General features: G+C 69.7%; 21 protein-coding genes and 1 riboswitch. Of the genes, 5 read left to right on the forward strand and 16 right to left on the reverse strand.

Annotated elements, in window-relative coordinates:
* Nucleotides 1-142 precede the first annotated feature (142 nt).
* Nucleotides 143-652, reverse strand: a complete 510-nt coding sequence (locus ACF1B9_RS12550) for a hypothetical protein (RefSeq protein ID WP_391741546.1) — start codon at nucleotides 650-652, stop codon at nucleotides 143-145.
* Between the two features lie 178 nt (nucleotides 653-830).
* The gene (locus ACF1B9_RS12555) at nucleotides 831-1634 is read right to left on the reverse strand and encodes a sulfite exporter TauE/SafE family protein (protein WP_391741545.1); all 804 of its coding nucleotides are present in this window, start codon (nucleotides 1632-1634) and stop codon (nucleotides 831-833) included.
* 86 nt (nucleotides 1635-1720) lie between these two features.
* On the opposite strand from ACF1B9_RS12555, the gene ACF1B9_RS12560 reads away from it, so the two are divergent.
* Nucleotides 1721-2599, forward strand: a complete 879-nt coding sequence (locus tag ACF1B9_RS12560) for an AraC family transcriptional regulator (RefSeq protein WP_391741543.1) — start codon at nucleotides 1721-1723, stop codon at nucleotides 2597-2599.
* Nucleotides 2600-2614: 15 nt separating this feature from the next.
* On the opposite strand, the gene ACF1B9_RS12565 is transcribed toward ACF1B9_RS12560, so the two are convergent.
* From ACF1B9_RS12565 to ACF1B9_RS12585, 5 genes are all read right to left on the reverse strand, one after another.
* Entirely contained in the window at nucleotides 2615-2881 is a 267-nt protein-coding gene (locus tag ACF1B9_RS12565) for a hypothetical protein (RefSeq protein WP_391741542.1), read from the reverse strand.
* 75 nt (nucleotides 2882-2956) lie between these two features.
* Entirely contained in the window at nucleotides 2957-3535 is a 579-nt protein-coding gene (locus ACF1B9_RS12570) for a TetR/AcrR family transcriptional regulator (RefSeq protein ID WP_391741540.1), read from the reverse strand.
* A gap of 279 nt (nucleotides 3536-3814) precedes the next feature.
* Nucleotides 3815-5503, reverse strand: a complete 1689-nt coding sequence (locus tag ACF1B9_RS12575) for an amidase (protein ID WP_391741538.1) — start codon at nucleotides 5501-5503, stop codon at nucleotides 3815-3817.
* 115 nt (nucleotides 5504-5618) lie between these two features.
* A complete protein-coding gene (locus ACF1B9_RS12580; protein WP_391741536.1) occupies nucleotides 5619-6665 on the reverse strand; it encodes an agmatine/peptidylarginine deiminase in 1047 nt (348 codons plus the stop codon).
* A 111-nt stretch (nucleotides 6666-6776) separates the two neighbouring features.
* Entirely contained in the window at nucleotides 6777-8294 is a 1518-nt protein-coding gene (locus ACF1B9_RS12585) for a purine-cytosine permease family protein (protein WP_391741534.1), read from the reverse strand.
* 351 nt (nucleotides 8295-8645) lie between these two features.
* Between ACF1B9_RS12585 and ACF1B9_RS12590 the strand changes: the two genes are divergently transcribed.
* A complete protein-coding gene (locus ACF1B9_RS12590; RefSeq protein ID WP_391741532.1) occupies nucleotides 8646-8993 on the forward strand; it encodes a hypothetical protein in 348 nt (115 codons plus the stop codon).
* Nucleotides 8994-9173: 180 nt separating this feature from the next.
* Here the strand turns inward: ACF1B9_RS12590 and ACF1B9_RS12595 are convergent, their stop codons facing one another.
* Together ACF1B9_RS12595 and ACF1B9_RS12600 are read right to left on the reverse strand one after the other, a co-directional pair.
* Nucleotides 9174-9755 (reverse strand): TetR family transcriptional regulator, encoded by a 582-nt coding sequence (locus tag ACF1B9_RS12595; RefSeq protein ID WP_391744067.1) that lies wholly within the window; start codon nucleotides 9753-9755, stop codon nucleotides 9174-9176.
* A complete protein-coding gene (locus tag ACF1B9_RS12600) occupies nucleotides 9752-11263 on the reverse strand; it encodes an MFS transporter (protein WP_391744066.1) in 1512 nt (503 codons plus the stop codon). Before ACF1B9_RS12600 ends, ACF1B9_RS12595 begins: the two co-directional genes overlap by 4 nt.
* 177 nt (nucleotides 11264-11440) lie before the next feature.
* On the opposite strand from ACF1B9_RS12600, the gene ACF1B9_RS12605 reads away from it, so the two are divergent.
* A complete protein-coding gene (locus ACF1B9_RS12605; RefSeq protein WP_391744065.1) occupies nucleotides 11441-11743 on the forward strand; it encodes a hypothetical protein in 303 nt (100 codons plus the stop codon).
* Between the two features lie 109 nt (nucleotides 11744-11852).
* On the opposite strand, the gene ACF1B9_RS12610 is transcribed toward ACF1B9_RS12605, so the two are convergent.
* Complete coding sequence (locus tag ACF1B9_RS12610) at nucleotides 11853-13235, reverse strand: DUF445 domain-containing protein (RefSeq protein WP_391744064.1); 1383 nt, start codon at nucleotides 13233-13235, stop codon at nucleotides 11853-11855.
* A 145-nt stretch (nucleotides 13236-13380) separates the two neighbouring features.
* Here ACF1B9_RS12610 and ACF1B9_RS12615 point away from each other — a divergent pair, with 145 nt between their 5' ends.
* A complete protein-coding gene (locus tag ACF1B9_RS12615) occupies nucleotides 13381-14631 on the forward strand; it encodes an SGNH/GDSL hydrolase family protein (protein WP_391744062.1) in 1251 nt (416 codons plus the stop codon).
* 59 nt (nucleotides 14632-14690) lie between these two features.
* On the opposite strand, the gene ACF1B9_RS12620 is transcribed toward ACF1B9_RS12615, so the two are convergent.
* From ACF1B9_RS12620 to ACF1B9_RS12635, 4 genes are all read right to left on the reverse strand, one after another.
* Nucleotides 14691-15395 (reverse strand): DUF1707 domain-containing protein, encoded by a 705-nt coding sequence (locus tag ACF1B9_RS12620; protein WP_391744079.1) that lies wholly within the window; start codon nucleotides 15393-15395, stop codon nucleotides 14691-14693.
* Between the two features lie 31 nt (nucleotides 15396-15426).
* The gene (locus ACF1B9_RS12625) at nucleotides 15427-16500 is read right to left on the reverse strand and encodes an ATP-binding cassette domain-containing protein (RefSeq protein ID WP_391744061.1); all 1074 of its coding nucleotides are present in this window, start codon (nucleotides 16498-16500) and stop codon (nucleotides 15427-15429) included.
* A gap of 112 nt (nucleotides 16501-16612) precedes the next feature.
* Nucleotides 16613-17500: an ABC transporter permease gene (locus ACF1B9_RS12630; RefSeq protein WP_391744059.1), complete on the reverse strand. Its 888-nt coding sequence runs from the start codon at nucleotides 17498-17500 to the stop codon at nucleotides 16613-16615.
* A complete protein-coding gene (locus ACF1B9_RS12635; protein WP_391744078.1) occupies nucleotides 17493-18293 on the reverse strand; it encodes an ABC transporter permease in 801 nt (266 codons plus the stop codon). The genes ACF1B9_RS12630 and ACF1B9_RS12635 overlap by 8 nt, the downstream gene beginning before the upstream one ends.
* A gap of 177 nt (nucleotides 18294-18470) precedes the next feature.
* On the opposite strand from ACF1B9_RS12635, the gene ACF1B9_RS12640 reads away from it, so the two are divergent.
* The gene (locus tag ACF1B9_RS12640; protein ID WP_391744058.1) at nucleotides 18471-20966 is read left to right on the forward strand and encodes a transglycosylase domain-containing protein; all 2496 of its coding nucleotides are present in this window, start codon (nucleotides 18471-18473) and stop codon (nucleotides 20964-20966) included.
* On the opposite strand, the gene ACF1B9_RS12645 is transcribed toward ACF1B9_RS12640, so the two are convergent.
* Nucleotides 20960-21280 carry a DMT family transporter gene (locus ACF1B9_RS12645; protein ID WP_376208069.1) on the reverse strand — a complete coding sequence of 107 codons (321 nt, stop codon included), beginning with the start codon at nucleotides 21278-21280 and terminating at the stop codon, nucleotides 20960-20962. The genes ACF1B9_RS12640 and ACF1B9_RS12645 overlap by 7 nt on opposite strands.
* A gap of 38 nt (nucleotides 21281-21318) precedes the next feature.
* Nucleotides 21319-21382: riboswitch (guanidine-III (ykkC-III) riboswitch) on the reverse strand.
* Between the two features lie 54 nt (nucleotides 21383-21436).
* Entirely contained in the window at nucleotides 21437-21775 is a 339-nt protein-coding gene (locus tag ACF1B9_RS12650) for a GroES family chaperonin (protein WP_391744056.1), read from the reverse strand.
* Nucleotides 21776-21850 lie beyond the last annotated feature (75 nt).

Raw genomic sequence — 21850 nt, forward strand, 5'->3', positions numbered from 1 at the left:
AGGCCGACATCGTTCCGGCCGCCGATCCCGTGGGCGGGAACTGGGCAGGGCCCGTGTCCGACGGACGAGGTTCGGCCCGCTGTGGGGCGGGCCCGCGATCAACGACCGGAGCACGCAACCCCGCAGGGGCCTTGGCTGCCCTCTATTCGCCGACGCGCACGAACCTCCACCGCTGCGAGGCCGAGCCGTTGGCAGGCTCCACATGGAGCTGCTCGCGGCCCGAATCGTTGAGGGTTACCACTGCGTCCTCACCGGGTGTGTGAATGCGATAGGTCCCCTCACCTGCCGGCTCGACAGCGAACTGGCTCCAGCTCGCCTCGGAGGCGACGACACCGTCCCCGCGGCGGGACCAGGATGCCCCTGGGTGCGTGGTGGAGTTGATCGTGAAGGTGCCACTTCCGGTCGGTGCGACCGTCCACTGCTCCTTGAGATCTTTGGCGTGTGAGCCGACGATGAAGTAGATGGGCGGGTAGACAGGCACGGTGAAAGGAGCGAAGTCCAGCTTGCCGACTTCGGGATTCTCACTGACGATCAGGTACCTCCCCCCTTCTGTCCGGAGGGCTGCCTCCGTTGGCTGAGCTGCGCCGGCCTGCAGCGGGGCGGTGAGCAGAAGGGCAGTGGCAGCAGCGATGAGGGCACTGCGTCGGCGCATGGAACTCCCAACGTCGTGATCAGAGATGACTCCCGCAAGTTGTCCAACCAGATCCGCATTTAGGCGTAGTGGGGGTTGGGTTCACTCAACTGCGTGTCATCCGGTGTTGGGGGCCCCTCGCCCATGACAGAGGGAAGCCGACACCCCCGTTCCGCCGCGCGCCCCATCGGCCAGGCTCTTAAGCCGGGAGCAGCATCGCGACCGTCACCATGGCAAGCAGCCCGATGTACGCCCAGGCGTAGGTGCGGTCCGGGATCCGCGGCGGGCGCCGTCGCAGCACCGCGATCACCGGCAGCGCTCCGAGGAGCAGCGCCGAAGCGGCGCGGAGGTCGACGAGACCCACCAGGTGCACATGCGCGTCCGCGGCGGCGGGAACCGCGGCGCCGCCCAGGGACAATGCGGTGGCCGGGAGCGCGATGGCGAGGGTGAGGGGGTTGGCCAGCGCGGTCGCCACCTGCATCGTGTGTCCGGCCCGCCGCATCGCGGGGACGGTCATGACGCTGCCTCCCACGCCGAGGAACGCCGCGACCGCACCGATCGGCGCGCCGAGGACGGCCGACGGCGGACGTGGAGCATCGGAGGTCGCCTCGACCTGGGTGCGCGGGCGCAGGAAGCCGGGGCGCAGGAGCAGGTCGGCGATGGTGAGAGCGACGTACGCGACGAACGCCCAGCGGACCGGATCGGCCGGGGCGAGGCGCGTGGCGAGCGCGCCGGCCGAGGCACCGGCCGCCAGCAGGAGCAGCAGCGCGCCGCTGTCACGGAGCGCGAGGAGGACCCGCCGTGGTGTGACGGCCGTAGCGAACCCCGCGTTCACCAGCATCACCAGCGCCGAGGTGGCCGTCGCCACCCGCATCGCGTCCGCTCCGAGTGCGGCGTCCGCCCACACCACGACCGGCACCGCGACGAATCCGCCGCCGAATCCGAACAACACCGTCGTCGTCCCGGTGAGGAGTCCGATCCCGATCAATGCCACAACGTCCATGGTCCCCACTCCACCAGCTCCTACGGAGTTCCCGCATGCGATGGTCGGCACCATTCCTTCGCGTCTCGGCCAGTAGGGTGGCTGGGGTGAAGAACGTCTCCCTGGACGGCGTCGACCACGTCGACCGGGCCGTCCTGCCGATCGGCACCGACTACCCGCCCGGCCATGTACTGGACTGGCACGAACACCGGCGCGCGCAGTTCCTCTACGGCGCCACCGGGGTCATGGTCGTCGACACCGCCGACGGCAGCTGGACCGTTCCGCCCGAGCGCGCCGTACTGATTCCGGCCGCCACTCGGCACCGGGTCCGCATGATGGGGGTGAGCACCCGGAGCCTGTACATCGAGCCGGATGCCGTCCCCTGGTGGCCCGGCACCTGCACGGTCGTGGACGTGTCGCCGCTGCTGCGCGAACTGCTGCTGGCAGCGGTCGAGTTCGAGGCCGATTACAGCCTTTCCGGACGGGAGGGAAGCATCGCCGCGCTCCTCCTGCACGAGATCGCCGAGCTCTCCCCGCTCCCGTTCCACGTCGGGATCCCCGCCTCCGCCGATCTTGCGAGGCTCTGCCGGGAGTACCTGGCCGCCCCTGACGCCGGCGTCACCAATGCCGCGTGGGCCGCGAGGACGGCCATGAGCGAACGGGCCTTCACCCGGCGCTTCCGCTCCGAGGTCGGTGACAGCCCCGCCGTCTGGCGGGCCCGCGCCCGCCTGCTCGCGGCCGTCCCGCTGCTGCGCACCGCCTCGGTCAGCGAGGTCGGCGGTCGTCTCGGCTACGCCTCTCCCGCCGCGTTCACCGCCGCCTTCACGCGCACCTTCGGCGTGCCCCCGTCCCGCTTCGCCGCCAGGGTCTCTCGTTCGGATCACGCCGGGCGTCGCGAGCCGGTGAACCCTTCCGGTCACAGCACCAGCCACCGAAGCGGCGCTCCCGACCGCGCCGGGGAGGGCGGCGGGGAACGCCGGCAGTGAGCCGGACGCGATGAGCTACGGCACGTCCCCCTGCCAGTCCCACCTGTCCGGTGTGCCGGGCCTGGGCCCGTACTCGGCGTGGCCGCCCGGACCGTAGGCGCCGATCTCCGTGATCAGCATGGCTCCGGTCGCACGTTGCTCGGCCGTCCACCCGGTCACATCCAGCAGCAGCCCGTCGAGGGGGCCGCCGACCAGTTCCACGTACTCGTGGCCGGGCTGCGGTCCGGGATCAGGGTCGTCGTGGTCGGCGCCATAGACCCGGCGCCGCATGAGCTCGTCCATGCGGGCAGGATCGCATCGACCACTGACATTGATACTCGTGTCCCGAAGGGAAAGCCGACGGTTCCACCACGGCCGCTATCGCGCGAGTCTCGTTCTCTCCGTCCTGAGGATGCCGAGTTGGGTGGCGACGGCGCGGATGATGTCTTTCACTTCGTCCGCAGTGAGTTGGCCGGTGAGCCAGCGACTTGAGAGGCCCTCGACGAGTGCAGTGAGTACCAGTGCTGTCCGTTCGGGGTTCTGCACGCTCGTCAACCGTTCAAGGTCGCTCGCGGTGTCCCGCTCCCACAGGCGTGTCACGGTGGCCAGCGCCTGTCGCAGGTCTTCCTCGAACACGGCGATGGCGCGGACCTCGTTCCAGACGACGGAGTTGTCGCGGACCTCCTGGTCCTCGCTGACGTCGACGAACAGCACGTCGAGGATGTCGTCGACGGTCTCGGAGTCGGGGCGTTGGGTGAGCCGGTCGCGGGAGCGGCGGTGCACGTACTCCAGCATCGCGGTCAGCAGGCCTTGCCGGTCCACGAAGTGGTAGTAGATGAGGCCGTTAGAGACGCCGGCCTCTTTGGCCACGTCGCTCACCCGGAGGCCGCGGATCCCGTTTTGTGCAACGCACCGGCTTCCCGCTTCGAGGATCTTCTCTTTGGCTTCGTCACTCATCCTGGTCTCCTTCCCCTCCGGGCTGGTCACTGGTGGCCGGGTGTCACCCATCTTGTCCTGCGCAGAGCGGTCACACCAAACGCCGGCACCGCGCGAGCGATCGCGGCGGTCCGCGCATCAAGTCTGTGCCGATCTCGCGGAACTCTCGATGCGCGGACCAAGGCGTGATTCCCAGGTGATCGCCCCAACGGGGACGCCAGAGGCACCGCCCTGCTGGTGTCGAACTCATCCGGACTCACGGGGATGCCCTTGATCCGGTCTCACGCCGTGCCGGGAGACTCACCGGTCGACGGAGGGCAGCCCGGTGGGGAGTGGCCGGGTGCCGCGCGCCTGCTCGTAGGCGTAGGCGTAGGCGAGCAGGTCGGAATCGCGGTAGGCCTTCGTGGCGAATGTCACGCCGACCGGCATGCCCGTGGTGGGCATGATGCCCATGGACGTTGTCACGGTCGGGATTCCGAGGTGGCGGATGGCGTTGTTCCCGTGGGAGTACAGAGTTCCGTTGCGCCAGGCGAGATCGGCTGATTCGTGGTCGGTGTCTGCGTCGGCGGGGCCTACGTCGGCGTTCGCGGGAAACACGAGCGCGTCGAATCCTTGGTCCTGCAGCCAGTCTTCGAGGTGGACCTTCCGAATCTGTTCGATCCACTTGAGTGCCTGCGCGAACTCAGGGATCATCGCGGCCGGGTCGAGGCGGTGCCCGTCCGCTGCAAGCGCGTCAGGGATCCCGGCGAGCACCTCGTACACCGAACGGTACCGGTCGTGGTTGTCTTCGACTTCGGCGTATCGGTCGGGCAATTGACCGTCCGGCACCGGGAAGATCGACTTCCGGTCGATGGCAGCGAGTCTGGTGAAGCGTGGGTCTGCGTTGGCGCGAAGGAATTCGTCCCAGGCGGCCGCGACCAGGGTGGTGAACTCGTGAACGGCCCACCCGTCCGGGATACCGGGGATTCGGTGGAACGCGTCGAAGGAGGGGCTGTCCTGCTCGTAGAGCTCGATGAGAGGGAGGTCGACTTCGACGATCTCGGCCCCCAGTGCTTCGAGGGTGGATCGAGTGGACTCCCACAGGGTGAGCACGTCCGCGTGGACGTCAATGGGCTGTCTGGCGTCGTTCCCGAGGTAGCGGCGCGGGACCGCCAGCCTGACGCCGTGCAACGCGTCGGGAGTGGCGAGTTCGAGGTAGTCGTCCGGTCTCACCTCGGACGGTGCGGGCAGGCGGATCGCGCGCTGTTGACGCCAGAAATCTCCTCGGCATTCCGGGTCGTCGACGACGAGGATGTTGAGCACTTCGAGCATGTCCGCGATCGAGCGGGTGTGCGGGACGATGACGTCCCGAGTGGGGAACAGTGGCCAGTTCCCGCGCAGCGAGAGCACGCCCCGGGAGGGCGTGTAGGCGCAGATGCCGTTGTTCGAGGCGGGGCTCCGGCCCGACGAGACGGTCTCCTCGCCCATCCCGAAGACGCCCATGCCGGTTGCCACGGAGACCGCGGAACCGTGGGACGACCCGGATGCGTAGGCCGCTGGGAGGTAGTCCGGGTTGAACGGGCTTTCGCTGCGCCCGTAGGCGCCGCGCTGCATGCCGCCGTCGGCCATCGGCGGCATGTTCGTCTTCCCGATCAGGATCGCCCCGGCGTTCTTCAGTTGTTCGACGGTGAAGGCGTCCCAGCCACCTATGAGCGATTCGAAGGCCGGTGAGCCGCTCGCGGCGGTGAGACCCTTGATGAGGTAGCTGTCCTTGACCGTGAACGGGATGCCCTCCAACGGCCTGGCTGTACCTGCCTGGTAGCGGTGATCCGATTCTGCGGCAAGTCGTCGCGCGTTCTCGGCGTCGAGTACGACGACGGCGTTCAGGGCCGGGTTGAGGGAGTCGACGCGCGAGAGTGCGGATTCGACGAGCCGGCGTGATGTGAGCGTGCCGTCGCGCATGGCGGTGCGGAGCTCGCTGATGGATGCGGAGTCGAGCTGAGTTCCCACTCTGTTCTTCCTCGGTAGATCGTTCTCGTATCCCATGGGTGCGGTTGGCTCCCGGCCGTGGTGTGCCCTGGGCGGTGAGGGCCCGAATGCTGCCGGTGCTGTCCGTCCCTGGTGGTTACTTCGTGGAGGCGCTGCGCGGCTGCTGCTGGGTGATGCAGTGGATGCCGCCGCCGTAGCGGAAGATGTTCCGTGCGTCCACGCCGACGATCTGGCGGCCTGGGTAGGCTTCTCCGAGCGCTTCGAGCGCCCTGGCGTCGTTGGGGTCGTCGAAGGTGCAGGCGATCACGGCACCATTGGTGACGAGGTGGTTGACGTAGCTGTAATCAACCCATCCGGCGTCGTCCCGCAACTGGACCGGGGCAGGGAGGTCAAGCACCTTCCACGCGGCACCGGCGGCAGTGGTCGATCCGGCGACGACTTCGTCGTAGATCTCGTTCAGGTGGAAGTCGGGGTGCTCCGGGTTCTCCTTCCGGTGCAGGAGCATCGTGTCGGGCTGCGAGAGCGTCGCGACGATGTCGATGTGCCCGCGGGTCCCGAATCGCTTGGTGTCCCGGTGGAGCCCGCGCGGGAACCAGATGCACTCCTCGGCGCCGATCGTGCGGGCGAATTCCGCCTCGATCTGATCGCGCGACCAACCGGGATTGCGGAATCTGTCGAGCTGCACAGTGTCGGTGAGCAGGACGGTGCCGAGCCCGTCGACGTTGATGCCGCCGCCCTCGTTCACCAGGCCGGAGGGGACGATCTCGGCGCCGGCGAGTTCCGCGACGAGCTTGCCGACGTGCTGATCGTTCTCCCAATGGGCCCACTCCTGCTGTCCCCAGCCGTTGAACTGCCAGGTGATCGCCCCGAGTCGGCTGTCCCCGTCGAGGACGAACGTGGGTCCCATGTCCCGCATCCAAGCGTCGTCCAGCACAGCCTCCACACGCTCCACCGAACTGGACAGGAGCCGCTGCGCGACCTGGCTGTCGACCGGGTCCACGAGCATCGTCACGGGCACGAAGTCCGCGATGGCGTGCGCCACCGCCGTCCAGGTCTCACGTGCGGACCGGGCCTCTTCGTCCGATGCGCCGAAAGACTCCCCCTTGGGCGGGAAGGCCATGTAGACGCGCTCCTGCTCGACGGTCTCGCTCGGCATACGCCAGGTGCTGCTCGGGGTGGTCATGTCGGATCGCTCCTTGCTTTGAATGGTGAGTGTCGGGTTCGGGAAGCGTGGGTACTGCAGCGGCGTCGTCGGGCTGCCGGCATTGCCGCGCGGGCGATGCCGGGACGCCATTCAGCGGGTGGGAAGGCTCTCGTCGGCCGGTGCGCTGTTCGCGTCGTCGGCTACCGGGACGAGGTTGACCGTCTTGTCTTCAGGCCAGAGCCGCAACGCGAGGAGATAGAGACCGCCGGACACGGTGATCGAGAGCGGAAGGCTGATGTCCGCACCGCCGACGACGCTCGCGAACGGCGCCACATACAGTTCATTGCTCACCGTCAATAGCCCGACGAGCGAGCCGAGCAAGAACGGGACGACAGCCCGGAAATTCCAGCCGCCGGTGAACCAGTACCGGCCGCCTGTCACTCCGAACCCGAACCGTTGGAGGGCGACGACGTCGTAGCGTCCCCGCCGCGCGACGAGGAACCCGATCGCGTTGATCGTCACCCAGGCACCTGCGGGTGCGTTGAGAACGACGGTCATCGCGGTGATCGAATCGATCGCGTTGACCGCGACCACACCGAGGTACATCACACCGAGCGCGATCCCAGAAGTGATCAGTGTCGTCTGTGTCCGGCTCAGGCGCGGAATGATCGACTCCAGGTCCAGGCCACTCGCGTAGATGTTGATCACGCCCTGACCGCACCCACCGAGCAGTGCGACAAGCAGCAGCGGCACCACGTACCACGCCGGTGACGTCGTCACCAGGTCGGCGACATATGACGGGGAGAAGGTCTCGAACGTGCTGGCGGTGAACGCGCCAAAGGCTGCCGCGACGAACAGCCCGACGAACACGCCCGCTGATGCCGCAACCGCGATCTGCCGATCAGAGAAGCGCTTCGGGGAGATCCGACGGGTGTAGTCACCGACCGAGGGAGCATAGGACAGCGGGCCGCCCATCGAGACGGCTACGGCGAAGAACCAAGTCGGCCAGAAACCACCGAGCAGATACTCGCCCGAACTGCGGCCCGGGTCGAAGCCCGGTGCATACGCGAAGACGCCGAGCAGCAGCAGGACCACTGCGGCAGGGATGATGAACTTCTGCAGGCCCACGATGGTGCCGTGCCCGTAGAGCGCGATCAGTACCACCTCGAAGCCGACGATCGCGTAACCGATCAGATTCGCCAGATCACCCTGGGGAGTACCGAAAAGCCGGTGCGCACCGGCCACGAGCGCTTCACCCGATGTCCAGACGGCGATCGCGGCGTACATGATCCCGAACAACAGGGTCAAGGTCGAACCCACGAGTCGGCCCCGCATGCCGAAGTGCGCGCCGCTCGACACCGGGTTGTTCGTACCGGTCCGCGGGCCGAGCAACGTCATCGGCACCATGAGCGACAGCCCCAGCAGCAAACCCACCGCACTCGACGCCATCGCCTGCGTGAAGCTCAACCCGAACGTGATCGGGAGCCAGCCGAAGATGATCGTCGAGAACGCAAGGTTTCCACCCACGAACACCCCGAACACATTCCGCGGCGCGGACTGCCGCTCCGCGACCGGCAAGAACTCCACCCCGGCCCGCTCCACACGCCCGAACTCGTCGTCCACCTGCCCGGAAGAAGCGGCCACTGCCTGCACTTTCGCCCTGCTCATACCTCAGCCCTCCCTACATCGTCATCGGCACACGACAGTAGGACTGACTGAAAAGTCAGTCAAGGATTTTGGGTGAGGAACTCCACGCGCTCGGCCGCGGCGGTCGGCTGGGCGGGGGCGGGGGCGGGCAGCCAGAGGTTCAAGGAATCCGGGCCTCGCGTCGTTCGGCCAGGCCGGGCCCGGGGACCACCGCCAGCGACGGTTCGCACGTGACCCGCACGGCCGTCGGCAGAACCGATTCAGCAGTTCCCGTCCGGGTGAAGAAATCCCTTATTCGTTGGTAACCGCAGGTCAGAGACACAGACTTGGGCCGGTTCCGATTTTTCTTCTCCCGCACAAGGAGTGCCTTTCATGCGTCTTCGTTCCACCATGGCTGCCGCCTTCGGAGCGCTCGCGCTCGTCGTCGCCGTGCCGGCCTCCGCCGACGCGGCCTCCGGCGACTTCGGCTACACGTACAGCGGCCTCGACGGTGCCCCGCAGATCGGCCTCCTGTTCAACCCGCCGAGCGGGGTCTGCATCACCCTGCCCGAGGTCGCCGACCCCGCTGCGTCGAGCCCCGCCCACACGCCGTGGAACCACACCGACGCGACCGCCACCGTCTTCTCCGGTGTCGACTGCGAGGGCGACTACTTCACCCTCCGGCCGGACGGCGGCCACGCCTCCAGCCGGCTGAAGCTGCGATCCGTCGTCTTCAGCTGATCCGTCACCCCCGTGCGACCGCACCCCGGTACGAGCCGCACCGCGCTCGTCCCGGGGTGCGGTCGCACGGGGGCGGGAAGTCGCTGCGGACAGATACGGGGTGGTCGTTGCGGGTGAGGGCCGACGGGGCTTCCTCCGGGCGGCCCGACGTCACACCGCGGGTCCGGTGCCGCCCGCTCCTCAGCCGGTGATCAGGGTCTGCAGCGCGGGCGCGTACAGGTCCGCGATGTGTTCGGGGCCGGCCTCCGCGCCGGCGCCGTCGCGGTGGAGGCTGAGGGTGGCGCCGAGGCCGAGGAGGTGGCCGGCGATCAGTTCGGCCCGCAGAGCGGGTTCGGGGCCGGGGAGGCGGGCGGCCAGGGGGTCGGTGACCTGTTCGTGGAAGCGGTCGCGCAGCAGGGAGCGTTCGTCGCGGTTGCCGAGCGAGAAGACGACCCGCAGCAAGGGATCGGACTGCAGTTCCCGGCGTCGTCTCACCAGCGTCACGACCATGTGGCGGCCCAGCGTGCCGAGCGGTGCGTCGAAGAGTTCCGCGGCCGCGGGGCCGAAGTCGGCGACGGTGTTGAAGAGTTCTTCCTTGCGGCCGAAGTGCTTGACGACCAGCGACGGGCTCACCCCCGCGTCGGACGCTATGGCCCTGATGGTCACCTCGGCGTACGGACGCTGTGTGAACGCCCGGCGGGCGGCGCGCAGGATCGCGTCCCGGCCCGTGCCCGCCGCGTCCACGGCACCCGGTGCCGGTACGGTGGCCTGCCCGCTGGTCATGTGCCCTCCCGGATCGACATCGTCCGCACACCGTCCTCCCGGTCGCGGGCGGCGTTGCGGCTCCCTTCGACCGTACCCGTCGCGGACCTACGGCCGCCGGGCAGGAACAGCGTGACCAGCAGCGCCGCGAGCGCCGCGCCCGCCGCGATCAAAAAGACCACCTGGTAGGCGTGGAGCGTCGGGGCCGTCCGGCCACCCGCCAGGAACGTGAGGTTGGCGAGCACCGCGGCCACCGTCGCACTGCAGAACGCCTGCCCGACCGACCTCATCAGGGTGTTGAGACCGTTGGCCGCGCCCGTCTCGCTGACCGGGACGCCGCGCATCACCAGTGCGGGCAGCGCCGAGTACGCGATGGCCGTGCCCGAGGCGACGACCGTCGCACCGGCGATGATCAACCAGAGGCTGTGGCTGGTGAAGTACCGCACCACGTATCCGGCCGCGATCACCCCCGCCGCCAGCGCCAGGCTGACCTTCGGACCGTACTTCGCGGAGATCCGCGCCGAGACCGGTGAGAGCGCCACCATCATCACGCCGCCCGGCAGCAGACACAGCCCGCTGACGACGAGCGAGGCGCCCAGCCCGTATCCCGTCGCCTTCGGCTCCTGCACCATCTGCGCGGTGACCAGGGAGTTGGCGTAGAAGGCGAAGCCGATCAGCAGGGCCGCGACATTGGTCAGCAGGACGGCCGGGCGGGCGGAGACGCGCAGGTCGACCATGGGCGCCGGCACGCGGAGCTCGTACGCGCCCCAGACCGGCGCCAGCACCACGGCCGCGACGAGCAGGGAGACCGTACGGGCCGATGTCCAGCCCCAGTCCGCGCCCTGGGTGACGGCGAGCAGCAGACAGACCAGGGTCCCGGACAGGCCCAGCGCGCCGACGGCGTCGAAACGGCCGCGCGTGCGGAGCGGGGACTCCGGTACGCACCACAGCACCAGCACGATGTCGATGACGCCGATCACTCCCGAGACCCAGAACATCGTGTGCCAGTCGAAGTGCTCGACGACGAGTGCCGCGACCGGAAGCCCGACCGCCGCGCCGATGCCGAGTGTCGAGCTCATCAGCGCCACGGCGGACAGCACCCGCTCGGGCGGGAGTTCGTCACGCAGGATGCTGATGCCCAGCGGTACGACCGCGAGCGCGGCGCCCTGGAGGGCGCGGCCGACGATCAGCACCCCGATGTGGGAGCTGACCGCGCACAGCACCGAACCCAGCACCAGCACCATGAGCGAGGCGACGAGCACCCGCCGCTTTCCGTACATGTCGCCGACGCGGCCCAGGACGGGTGTGAAGACGGCGCCGGTGAGCAGGGTGACGGTGACCAGCCAACTGGCCGCGGCCGGGGAGGCGCCGGTGAGCGCCGGGATGTGTGGAAGCAGGGGTACGACGATCGTCTGCATGACCGCGACCACGACGCCGCAGAAGGCCAGCACGCCGACGGCGAAACGGGAATGCGGGGCCTGTTCACCGGTGATGGTGGCGGCGGTCGGGGCGGGTATGTCCGCGGGCATGGCTCTCCGTACGGTGCTCGTCGGCCAGGGCGTCGCGCAGGGGTGCACGAGCGTTCACCCCCTCTGGGTAAACGCCTGTGCACCCCCTCGGCGAGAGGAAGTACAAACGCCGCGTTAGCCTCGAAGACCCGGGCTCCGGGCCCGGACGACACGAACGAGAAGGCGAAGGTGGCTGCGATGGCGAAGGTTCCTGCAGCGGCGGTGGCGGCGAGCGGGCTGGTCGGCGGGTACGCCGTCGCCCGGTGGACGAAGAAGCGGCCGCTGGGCGGGGCCGCCCTCGCCGCCGCGGGCAGCGTCGCCGCGTACGAGTGGAACCGGCAGGCGGGACCCCGTGCGGCCGCCGGGCTGACCGCCGCGTATGTCGCCGCGTTCGCCGGTTCGCACCCGCTGGCCAAGAAGGTCGGCGCCTGGCCCGCCGTCTTCGCCGTGGCGGGCGGCGTGGCCGCCGCGTCGTGGGCGGTCACACGCCGGGCCGCCTGACCCAGGCCCCTCCGGGCGCCCGGCGCCCGCCCTCGCGAACCGGACCGGGGGCGCGCCGGGCCCCGGCTTCCCTGGGACCGGATGCCCCGGACTCCGCGCGCCCTGCGTCCTACGCCCCCAGCGCCCGCGACACCGTGTAGATCAGCAGCCCGGCCAGCGCACCCACCACCGTGCCGTTGATCCGGATGAACTGCAGGTCGCGGCCGATGTGCGCCTCGATCTTCTTCGACGTCTGGTCCGCGTCCCAGCTCGCGACCGTGTCGCTGATCAGCGAGGTGATCTCCGTGCGGTACGTCGTGACGACATAGACCGCCGCGTCCTCCAGCCAGCCCTCCAGCTTGGCCTGCATCCGCCCGTCCGTCGCCAGCCGCGCGCCGAACGTCAGCAACGAGGCCCGCGCCCGCAGCCGCAGCTCGCTCTGCTCGTCGTCCGCCGCCGTGATGATCATCGTGCGTACGGACGACCAGGCCGAAGCGATGACCTCCTGGACCTCGGCACGCCCCAGGATCTCCGACTTCAGCCGCTCCACCCGCGCCCGGGTGTCCTCATCCGTCTGGAGGTCGGCCGCGAAGTCCGTCAGGAACGTGTCGATCGAGGCGCGCGCCGGGTGCCCCGGCATGTCCCGCATCTCCGTGACGAAGCGCAGCAGCTCCTTGTAGACCCGCTCCCCCACCCGCTTGTCGACGAACCGCGGCGTCCAGCCCGGCGCGCCGCCCTGCACCGCGTTCATCACCGAATCGCCGTGCAGCACCAGCCAGTCGTGGGCGCGCACACAGATCAGGTCCACCACCCTGCGGTGGCCGCCGTCGGCGACGATCTTCTCCAGCATCTTGCCGAGGCCCGGAGCGATCTCCGCCGCGTTGGCCCGCCGGGTGATCGCCTCGCCCACCACGGCCTGCACATCGGAGTCCCGCAGCACCGTCAGCGCACCGCGCAGCGCGGTCGACAGCTCGGCGGTGACCCGGTCGGCGTGCTGCGGCTCGGCCAGCCAGGCCCCGAGCCGGCCACCGATGCCGAGAGCATGTATACGGCTGCGCACGACATCGCCGGAAAGGAAATTCTCCCCGACGAAGGAACCCAGGGAGGCCCCCAGCTGGTCCTTCTTGGTGGGGATGATGGCGGTGTGCGGGATCGGCAGGCCGAGCGGACGCTTGAACAGCGCCGTGACGGCGAACCAGTCGGCCAGCGCACCCACCATCCCCGCCTCGGCTGCCGCGGCGACGAAGCCCGGCCAGCCGCCCACGCCCACGTTCTTCGCCCAGGTGGCGAGGACGTACACCAGCGCGACCAGCAGAAGGAGGCCCGTCGCCGTGGTCTTCATCCGGCGTACGCCGCGCCGCTTCTCCTCGTCCGCGGCGGTGTACGCGAACGAGGCAAGGGGGGCCGGACGGCCGCCGGTCCCGGAACGGGCCGCGCCCGCCGCCTGCTCGTGGGCACGCTCCGCCTGCCCCGCACCCTGTTCCCCGGGTCCGGTCCGATCGATCCGTTCCATCCGCTCCACCCGTCCGCGTACGTATCGCCCCCGGTGTCCCGTACGCATTGTCCCTACCTGACCTACTCCCGGGCCGCACGTCGAGTTCCCGGAGCCCTGCCCCATCATGGGATCAGCCCGACAACCACGAGGAGACACACCGCCCATGCCCAGGCGTCAGGGGTACGCCCTGCTCATCGCCCTCGTGGCGGGCACCGCCGCACTCGCCGCCGGGGTGGCGTTCGCCGGCCCGCTGCTGTTCTCGGGTTCCGGCACCGGCCGCAAGCAGATCGCCGCACCCGATCGGCGGTCCGTGGCCCGTACGCCCGCCGCGCCCGCCCACTCCACCGGCCTCTGGCTCAGCACCTGGACGGCGGCACCCACCGCCGGCGTGATCGACACGTACCACGGCGGTGACCCGGCCCGGCGCACCATCCGTAACGTCGTGCACACCAGCATCGGGGGCGACGCGGCCCGCATCACCCTCTCCAACCTCTTCGGTACGCGCCCCCTGGTGATAGACCACGCCACGGTGAACACCCGCCCCGTGACCTTCCGCGGCGCGTCCGCCGTGACCGTCGCCGCGGGCGGGCGGGTCGTCAGCGACCCGGTCGTCGTCCCGGTCGCCGCCGACGCGGATCTCGTCGTCGCCCTGCGCACTCCCACCGCCGAGGGTCCCGTCACGATCCACCCGGGCACCCACCAGACGTCGTACGTGGAGGACGAGCGGGGCACCTGGCGCACCACCGACTGGCGCTACCTCACCGCCGTCGACGTGCACAACGAGACCGCCGCCGGAACGATCGCCGTGATCGGCGACTCGCTCACGGCGGGCACCGGCTCCACCCTCGACGCCAACAGCCGCTGGCCCGACGTCCTGGCCGACCGGCTGCACGACCGGTACGCAGTGGCCAACGCGGGCATCGCGGGCAACCGCATCCTGCGCGACGGACGCGGCGTGCGGGCGAGTGCCCGCTTCGACCGCGACGTACTGGACGTCGCCGGGGTGAGGACCGTCGTCATCGCGCTGGGCATCAACGATGTGCAGCAGTCCCCGCAGGAGACCGACCCGCGGCGCATCGCGGACGCCCTACGGTCCCTGACCCAGCGCGCCCACGCACGCGGACTGCGGGTCGTCGGGGCGACGCTGATGCCGTACGAGGGGTTCCGCACCTGGACGCCCGTCCAGAACGCCGTACGGGAACAGGTCAACGACCTCATCCGGGCGGGCGGGGTCTTCGACTCGGTCATCGATTTCGACAAGGCGGCCCGCGACCCGTACCGCCCCTCCCGGCTCCTGCCGTCCTACGACTCCGGCGACCACCTCCACCTGAACGACACGGGCTACCGGCGGCTGGGTTCGCTGGTGGACCTGGCGGCCCTGCAGCACGGACAGCCCGTCTCCGACCAGCTCTGACGAGAAGGGCGGGGCCGCCGCGGCAGAGGGCCGGACGGGGGACGAAACGGCCTTCGGGCTCAGTCCTCGAACCGGCCCGAGGCCCCCTCGTCCTTCTCCGACCCGCCGCGCCGCCGGTCCAGCTCCCGGGCCCGTTCGGCCTCCTTCAGCCGCTGCTTCTCCGCCTTGCTCCGCTTGCGCTCCACACCGACGCCGCCCATCAGCGCGAACCCGGTGATCCGCACCCGCGGAGAATCCGGCGACACAACCCCCTCGTCCTTCGCGTGCTCGCCGAAGCCGCCCATGATGCCGATGCCCCTGACGTCGGCATTCAGCTCCGGCGGCACCACCACATGAATGCCACCCATGATCGTGATGCAGCGGATCACGACCTCACGGTCCTCGAAGTCGGCCTCGCGCAGATCGATCTCACCGCCGCCCCACATCGCGAACGCGGTGAACTTCCGGCCCACCGTCCAGTTCCCCCGGCGGCCGAACCCGCCCCAGAACGCGAAGGCCCCGCTCGACGTAGCGGGCTTGCCAACCCGGTCCGCCCAGCGCACCGCCGATCCTGTAGCCGCGCGTACCGGGGCCGGGCTCAACGAAGGCACCTCCGCGCCCGGCGCCGGAAGGTCACGTACGAGCGGCTCCAACTCCCCGTGCGTACGCGCCTTGTAGGCCGATTCGAGCCGCTGCTCGAACTCCTCCATCTCCAGCCGGCCCTCGGCCACCGCCTCGCGCAGGGTCTCGGCGACACGCTCACGCTCGGTATCGGAGGCACGCATTTCCGGAAGGTCACTTGTCATACCGCGCAGCCTATTGAACGCGTACGCTCCCGTCACCGACCCGCCGGCCGCCGGACGACGCGTACATCTTCGCGATCACGGCCTCGATGTCGGGCTCGCGCACCGACAGGTCGACCAGCGGGTAGTCCGCGGCGATCCGGGCGACCAGCGGCGCGGCCGACTCCGAGGCCGGGAAGGCCAGCCACTGGCGCGGCCCCTCCACCTTCACCGTGCGGACCGAAGGCGACGCGTCCAGCCGGATCGGAGGGAGTTCACGCTCCAGGTCGACCACCAGGGTCCGCTCGCTCTCGCCCACCTCGTGCAGCCCGGCGAGCGCGCCGTCATACATCAGCCTGCCGTGATCGATCACCATCACGCGCTTGCAGAGCTGCTCGATGTCCGTCAGGTCGTGCGTGGTGAGCAGCACGGTCGTACCGCTTTCGGCGTTCAAGTCCCGCAGGAACTGGCGGACTTTGACCTTGGACACGACATCCAGGCCGATCGTCGGCTCGTCCAGGTACAGCACCTCGGGATCGTGCAGCAGCGCCGCCGCGATGTCACCGCGCATCCGCTGCCCCAGCGACAGCTGCCGCACGGGTACGTCCAACAGCTCGCCCAGGTCCAGGAGTTCGACGCAGCGGTCCAGATTCTCGCGGAAGCGGGCATCAGGAATCCGGTACATCCGGTGCATCAGCCGGTACGAGTCGCGCAGCGGCAGGTCCCACCAGAGCGTGGTGCGCTGGCCGAACACCACCCCGATCCGGTGCGCCAGCCTCGTACGCTCCCTGGACGGGTCGATGCCCGCCACCCGCAGCCGGCCGCCGCTCGGCGTGAGGATGCCGGTCAGCATCTTGATCGTGGTCGACTTCCCGGCACCGTTCGGCCCGATGTAGCCGACCATCTCGCCCCGCGCGACACGGAAGCTGATGGAGTCGACGGCGCGCACCTGGTGGCGTTCACCACGCATGAATCCGGTCTTGCGGCGCACGTCGAAGACCTTCTCGACGTTGTCGAGCTCGATGAAACCGGCGCCGGCGCCGGTGCGTGTGGTGTCGGTGGTGTCGATACCGCTGACAGCGGTATCGGTGTCGGGTCCCGCGTCCATGTCCCTCATCCCTGACCTTGTCCCTGCCCCGGCCTGCGCTGCCCTGTCCTGTCCTGCCCTGTCCTGCCCTGCCCTGCCCTGTCCCGTCCTGTCCTGTCCTGCCCGTGTTCCGTCAACTTCCCGTGCTGCGGTAGGCGCGCAGACCCGTGCGCCAGGCCAGACCCGCGAGCAGCCCGCACAGGCCCGCCACCACCGGGGGCAGGAACGCCACCCAGTCCGGCAGGTCCAGCGGATAGTCGCGGCCCAGCACGTAGAGCGCGGGCAGCCAGTTCACGAAGGCCAGCGGCACCACGAACGTCACCCCGCGCACCAGATCCTTCGCGAAGATCGACGGCGGGTACTGGAGCAGCGTGTTCCCTCCGTACGTGAAGGAGTTCTGCACCTCGGAGGCGTCCTGCGCGACGAACTGGAACGCCGCCCCGGCCACGAACACCGCGGCGTAGATCGCCGCCCCGCTCAGCAGCATCAGCGGAATCATCACCACCCTCAGCAGCGTCCAGTCGACGTCCAGCACCACAAGTGCGTACCCGAGAACCAGCGCCCCCTGGGTGATCCGCCCCAGCCGGCGCAACGCGAACCGGTCCGCCGCGACCTGGGCGAGCACCGGCACCGGCCGTACCAGCAGCGTGTCCAGCGTGCCGTCGCGCACTCGCCGCCCCAGCCGGTCCATCGACCCCATCACCAGATCGGCGAGCCCGAACGCGGTGCCCGAGGCCCCGTACAGCAGGGCGATCTCGGGCAGTGAGTACCCGCCCAGCGCGTCCACGTGCGAGAACATCAGCAGGATCGCGACGAAGTCGAAGGCGGTCGCCGCGAAGTTCCCGAACGCCGTCATCGCGAACGAGGCGCGGTAGGCCATCGTCGAGCGCAGCCACATCGCCGCGATCAGCCCGTATGCCCGGACCCCCTCGACGAGCCTCGACCGCTCGACGAACACCACCTCGGGCGGGTCCGCCGTCCCGGCCCCGGCCGCCTTCACCGCCCCGGCCGTCTCAGCCACCCTGGACCACCACCCTCCTCGTCGCGACCGACTGCACCAACCGCCCCACCAGCAGCAGCGTCACCGCCCAGCCGCCCTGGAAGGCGTACGCCTCCACCAGACCCCACCCCGTGTGCTTGCCGAGCAGCACATCGGCGGGGACCTGGAGCAGCGACGACCACGGCAGCGCCCGCGCCACCTCGCCCAACACGCCGGGGAACAGCGTCAGCGGCAGCAGCATCCCGGAGAAGAACATCCCCGCCAGGGCCGTCATCTGCGACACCCCCGCCCCGTCCAGCAGCCAGAACGCGGAGAGCGCCACCAGATAGCGGATGGCGAAACTGACCACGACACCGAGCGCCACCGAGAGGAGAAAGGCCAGCCAGATCCCGGGCGAGCCGGGCAGCGCCAGCTCGAAGGCGAGCGAGCCCAGGAGCATCGGGACGATGCCGCGGCCCAGCAGATGGAACGCCGCCCGCCCCAAGTCTCCGGCCAGCCACCACAGTTGGAGGTCCACGGGCCGGTAGAGATCGACCGCGACATCGCCGGTACGGATTCGCTCGATCAGCTCGTCCTCGAAACCGCCGCCCATCATGGCGCAAGTCATCAGCAGAGCCTGCCCCAGCCAGACATAGGTGAGCGCCTCGGGCATGTCGTAACCGCCGAGCCGCGGACGCTGCTCCCACAGCGCCACATAGGTGTACGTCATGATGAAACCGAAGACGGTGTTGGTGAAGACTCCCGCCGCCGTCGCCGTCCGGTAGGTGGCATAGCGCCGGAACCCGCCCGCCGCCACCACCGCGTACAGCCGCACCGCGTTCACCCCCGTCGCTCATCGCTCAGGCGCCCAACGGCGTTGGACACCAAAGCGCAAGACCTTAGACCAGTGGAGGCAGCCGCCGCGACCGCTTTTCGGGGGTCGATCCGCGGCTTATTCCATGGAAAAGGGCACTATGAGGGAACTGACCGCGGCCGAGGAGTCTGCACGGACATGAGCGACGAGCCACAGCAGCCGAGCGGGGAGAACGAACCCTGGGCCCCCAGGGATCCGTCCGCCCACGACGACAACAGCGCTCACGCCGGCCACGGCAGCCACAGCAGTCACAGCAGCCACAGCAGTCACAGCGGCCACGGCGGAGAACAGGGCGGCGGACGCGGCAGGACGAAGAAACCCAAGCGCACCGGCTGGCGCCGCGCCGTCCCCACCTGGCGAATGGTCGTCGGCGCCGTCCTCGTCGTCGTCGCCCTCCTGATCGGCGGCTTCATCGCCGGGTACGAACTCGTCGGCATCCCGCCCGCCAACGCCAGCGCCACCGCGCAGTCCAACGTCTACCTCTACAAGGACGGCAGCGTCATCGCCCGCTCCGGCGAGGTCAACCGGGAGAACGTCGAACTCGCCCAGGTCCCACTGACCGTCCAGCACGCGGTCCTCGCCGCCGAGGACCGCGACTTCTACTCCGAACGGGCCGTCGACCTCATGGCCATGGCCCGCGCTGCCTGGAACACCTTCACCGGCAAGGGCACGCAGGGCGGGTCGACGATCACCCAGCAGTACGTCAAGAACTACTACCTCGGCCAGGAACAGACCGTCGCCCGCAAGATCAAGGAGTTCTTCATCGCGGTCAAACTGAACCGCGAGGAGTCCAAGAGCCAGATCTTCGAGGGGTACCTCAACACCAGCTACTTCGGCCGCAACGCCTACGGCATCCAGGCCGCCGCCCAGGCCTACTACAGCAAGGACATCGGCTCGATCACCACCGCCGAAGGCGCCTACCTCGCCTCCCTCCTCAATGCCCCCAGCGCGTACGACGTCGTCGTCCACCCCGAGAACAAGACCGCGGCCCTCGCGCGCTGGAACTACGTACTCGACGGCATGGTCAAGGAGAAGTGGCTCGGCGCCGGCGAACGCGCCGCCATGAAGTTCCCCGTGCCGGGCAAGGTCAAGCCGCCCACCGGACTCTCCGGACAGCGCGGCTACGTCGTCCAGGCCGTCGACGACTACCTCACCAGCAACAAGATCATCGATGAGAACACCCTGGCCACCGGCGGCTACCGGATCACCACCACCCTGGACAGGACGAAGCAGAACGCGCTCGTCAAAGCCGTCGACGACAACGTGATGTCCCAGACGAGCCCCGACCGCGAGGCCGACCGCAACGTCCGCGTCGGCGGCGCCTCCATCGACACCGGCACCGGCCGGGTCGTCGCCATGTACGGCGGTGTCGACTACACCAAGCAGTACGTGAACAACGCGACCCGCCGCGACTACCAGGTCGGCTCCACCTTCAAGCCGTTCGTCTTCACCTCCGCCGTCGCCAACGGCTCCACCACCCAGGACGGGCAGCTCATCACCCCCAACACCGTCTACGACGGCACGAACAAGCGCATGGTCGAGGGCCCCGACGGACCTACCGGATACTCCCCCGCCAACGAGGACGACATCGACTACGGCCCCATCACCGTCCGCAGAGCCACCGACAAGTCCGTCAACGCCGTCTACGCCCAGATGGCCGAGGACGTCGGCCCCGGAAAGGTCAAGCAGACCGCCATCGACCTCGGCATCCCCGAGAACACCCCCGACCTCACCCCGTACCCGTCCATCGCGCTCGGAGTCGCCACCGCGAGCGTCCTCGACATGGCCGAGGCATACGCCACCCTCGCCGACCACGGCAGGCACGGCGCGTACGTCCTCGTCGACAGGGTCAGCAAGGGCGGCACGGACCTGGAGCTCCCCGGCAGGAGCACCGGGCAGGCCGTCAGCCGGGAGGCGGCCGACACCACCACCGCGATCCTCCAGAGCGTCGTCGAGAGCGGCTCCGGCGCCGCCGCCCAGGCGGCCGGCCGCCCCGCCGCGGGCAAGACCGGCACCGCCGAGGACGACAAGGCGGCCTGGTTCGCCGGATACACCCCCGACCTCACCACCGTCATCGCCGTCATGGGCCAGGACCCCGAGACCGGCGTGCAGAAATCACTCTACGGAGCACTCGGGCTGGACCGCCTCAATGGCGGTGACACACCCGCCCGGACCTGGGCCCAGTACACCGAGGCCGCGCTCCGCGGCACCATGGTCCAGGACTTCGGCCTCAACCTCGAAAGCGGCGCCGAGGAAACCGCCCTGCCCACGGAACAGAGCAGCAGCCCCGGCAGCACCGTGACACCATCCGGGCCCCCCGTCGGCACTCCGCCCGGCAGCACCGGAAACACCTCGCCCAGCGGCCCGCCCGGACCCGGAACCGGCGGACCCGCCATCGGCGGCACGGAGACCGGCGGCCCGACCGGCGGCGGCGCGGTGAACGGCGGTGCGGTGAACGGCGACGGGAACATCGGCGGTCCGGGCGGCCCCGGCGCCGGGAACGGCTACGACTTGCTCCCGGGCGCCCCGGGCACCCCCGCCCCCTCGGCACCCGTGGCACCCGCGGCGCCCGCGGCACCCCCGGCACCCGTGGCACCGCCGGCGCCCCCGGCGCTCGTGACACCGCGTCAATGACCCGAGGTCGCCTTCAGCCCCACGACCGCCACCAACAGCAGACAGACGAAGAAGATCCGGGCGGCGGTCGCCGGCTCACCCAGCACCACCATGCCGAGGACCGCCGCACCGGCCGCCCCGATACCGACCCACACGCCGTACGCCGTACCGATCGGGAGCGTCCTCGCCGCATGGGACAGCATCACCATGCTCGCCACGATCCCGAGCCCCGTGAACACACTCGGCCACAGCCGGGTGAACCCCTCCGTGTACTTCATCCCGATCGACCAGGCCACTTCCAGCAGACCGGCGACAACCAGCAGAACCCACGCCACGACAGCACCTCCGACAAGACAGAACGCGAACAACACGGGGTGCGTCGTCTTTGCGAAGCCCGGTACGGCGCGTCTCGTCGGGTGGCTCCACCGTAGCAAAGAACAAGCAAAAGACCTGGTGACACCGGTCACCAGGTCACTCGCGACTGCCACGGCCTACAGATACAACCCGGTGGAATCCACCGACCCCTCGAACCGGTCCGCCGCCACCGCGTGCAGATCCCGCTCACGCATCAGCACATACGCCACACCGCGCACCTCGACCTCCGCACGGTCCTCGGGGTCGTACAGCACCCGGTCGCCCGGCTCCACCGTCCGCACGTTCTGACCCACCGCGACCACGACGGCCCAGGCCAGCCGACGGCCGACCGCTGCCGTCGCCGGAATCAGGATGCCGCCGCCCGACCGCCGCTCGCCCTCCGGCGTATCGGACCGGACCAGCACACGGTCGTGCAGCATACGGATGGGCAGCTTGTCGTCGCTGTTCTCGCTCACGCCCCGCAACCTACCTGCCCGCCGCGGCTCCGCACGCCCCCGGGGTACGCGGATCGCGGCATCAGTTCTTCATCA

Origin of the sequence: Streptomyces sp. NPDC014727, from assembly GCF_043083485.1 — a bacterium.
Taxonomy (GTDB): Bacteria; Actinomycetota; Actinomycetes; order Streptomycetales; family Streptomycetaceae; genus Streptomyces.

Excerpts from the sequence above, each read along its gene's own strand:
- ACF1B9_RS12550 (WP_391741546.1), bottom strand. The coding sequence starts at position 652 with ATGCGCCGACGCAGTGCCCTCATCGCTGCTGCCACTGCCCTTCTGCTC.
- ACF1B9_RS12555 (WP_391741545.1), bottom strand. The coding sequence starts at position 1,634 with ATGGACGTTGTGGCATTGATCGGGATCGGACTCCTCACCGGGACGACG.
- ACF1B9_RS12565 (WP_391741542.1), bottom strand. The coding sequence starts at position 2,881 with ATGGACGAGCTCATGCGGCGCCGGGTCTATGGCGCCGACCACGACGAC.
- ACF1B9_RS12570 (WP_391741540.1), bottom strand. The coding sequence starts at position 3,535 with ATGAGTGACGAAGCCAAAGAGAAGATCCTCGAAGCGGGAAGCCGGTGC.
- ACF1B9_RS12580 (WP_391741536.1), bottom strand. The coding sequence starts at position 6,665 with ATGACCACCCCGAGCAGCACCTGGCGTATGCCGAGCGAGACCGTCGAG.
- ACF1B9_RS12585 (WP_391741534.1), bottom strand. The coding sequence starts at position 8,294 with ATGAGCAGGGCGAAAGTGCAGGCAGTGGCCGCTTCTTCCGGGCAGGTG.
- ACF1B9_RS12590 (WP_391741532.1), top strand. The coding sequence starts at position 8,646 with ATGCGTCTTCGTTCCACCATGGCTGCCGCCTTCGGAGCGCTCGCGCTC.
- ACF1B9_RS12595 (WP_391744067.1), bottom strand. The coding sequence starts at position 9,755 with ATGACCAGCGGGCAGGCCACCGTACCGGCACCGGGTGCCGTGGACGCG.
- ACF1B9_RS12600 (WP_391744066.1), bottom strand. The coding sequence starts at position 11,263 with ATGCCCGCGGACATACCCGCCCCGACCGCCGCCACCATCACCGGTGAA.
- ACF1B9_RS12605 (WP_391744065.1), top strand. The coding sequence starts at position 11,441 with ATGGCGAAGGTTCCTGCAGCGGCGGTGGCGGCGAGCGGGCTGGTCGGC.
- ACF1B9_RS12610 (WP_391744064.1), bottom strand. The coding sequence starts at position 13,235 with ATGGAACGGATCGATCGGACCGGACCCGGGGAACAGGGTGCGGGGCAG.
- ACF1B9_RS12615 (WP_391744062.1), top strand. The coding sequence starts at position 13,381 with ATGCCCAGGCGTCAGGGGTACGCCCTGCTCATCGCCCTCGTGGCGGGC.
- ACF1B9_RS12620 (WP_391744079.1), bottom strand. The coding sequence starts at position 15,395 with ATGCGTGCCTCCGATACCGAGCGTGAGCGTGTCGCCGAGACCCTGCGC.
- ACF1B9_RS12625 (WP_391744061.1), bottom strand. The coding sequence starts at position 16,500 with ATGGACGCGGGACCCGACACCGATACCGCTGTCAGCGGTATCGACACC.
- ACF1B9_RS12640 (WP_391744058.1), top strand. The coding sequence starts at position 18,471 with ATGAGCGACGAGCCACAGCAGCCGAGCGGGGAGAACGAACCCTGGGCC.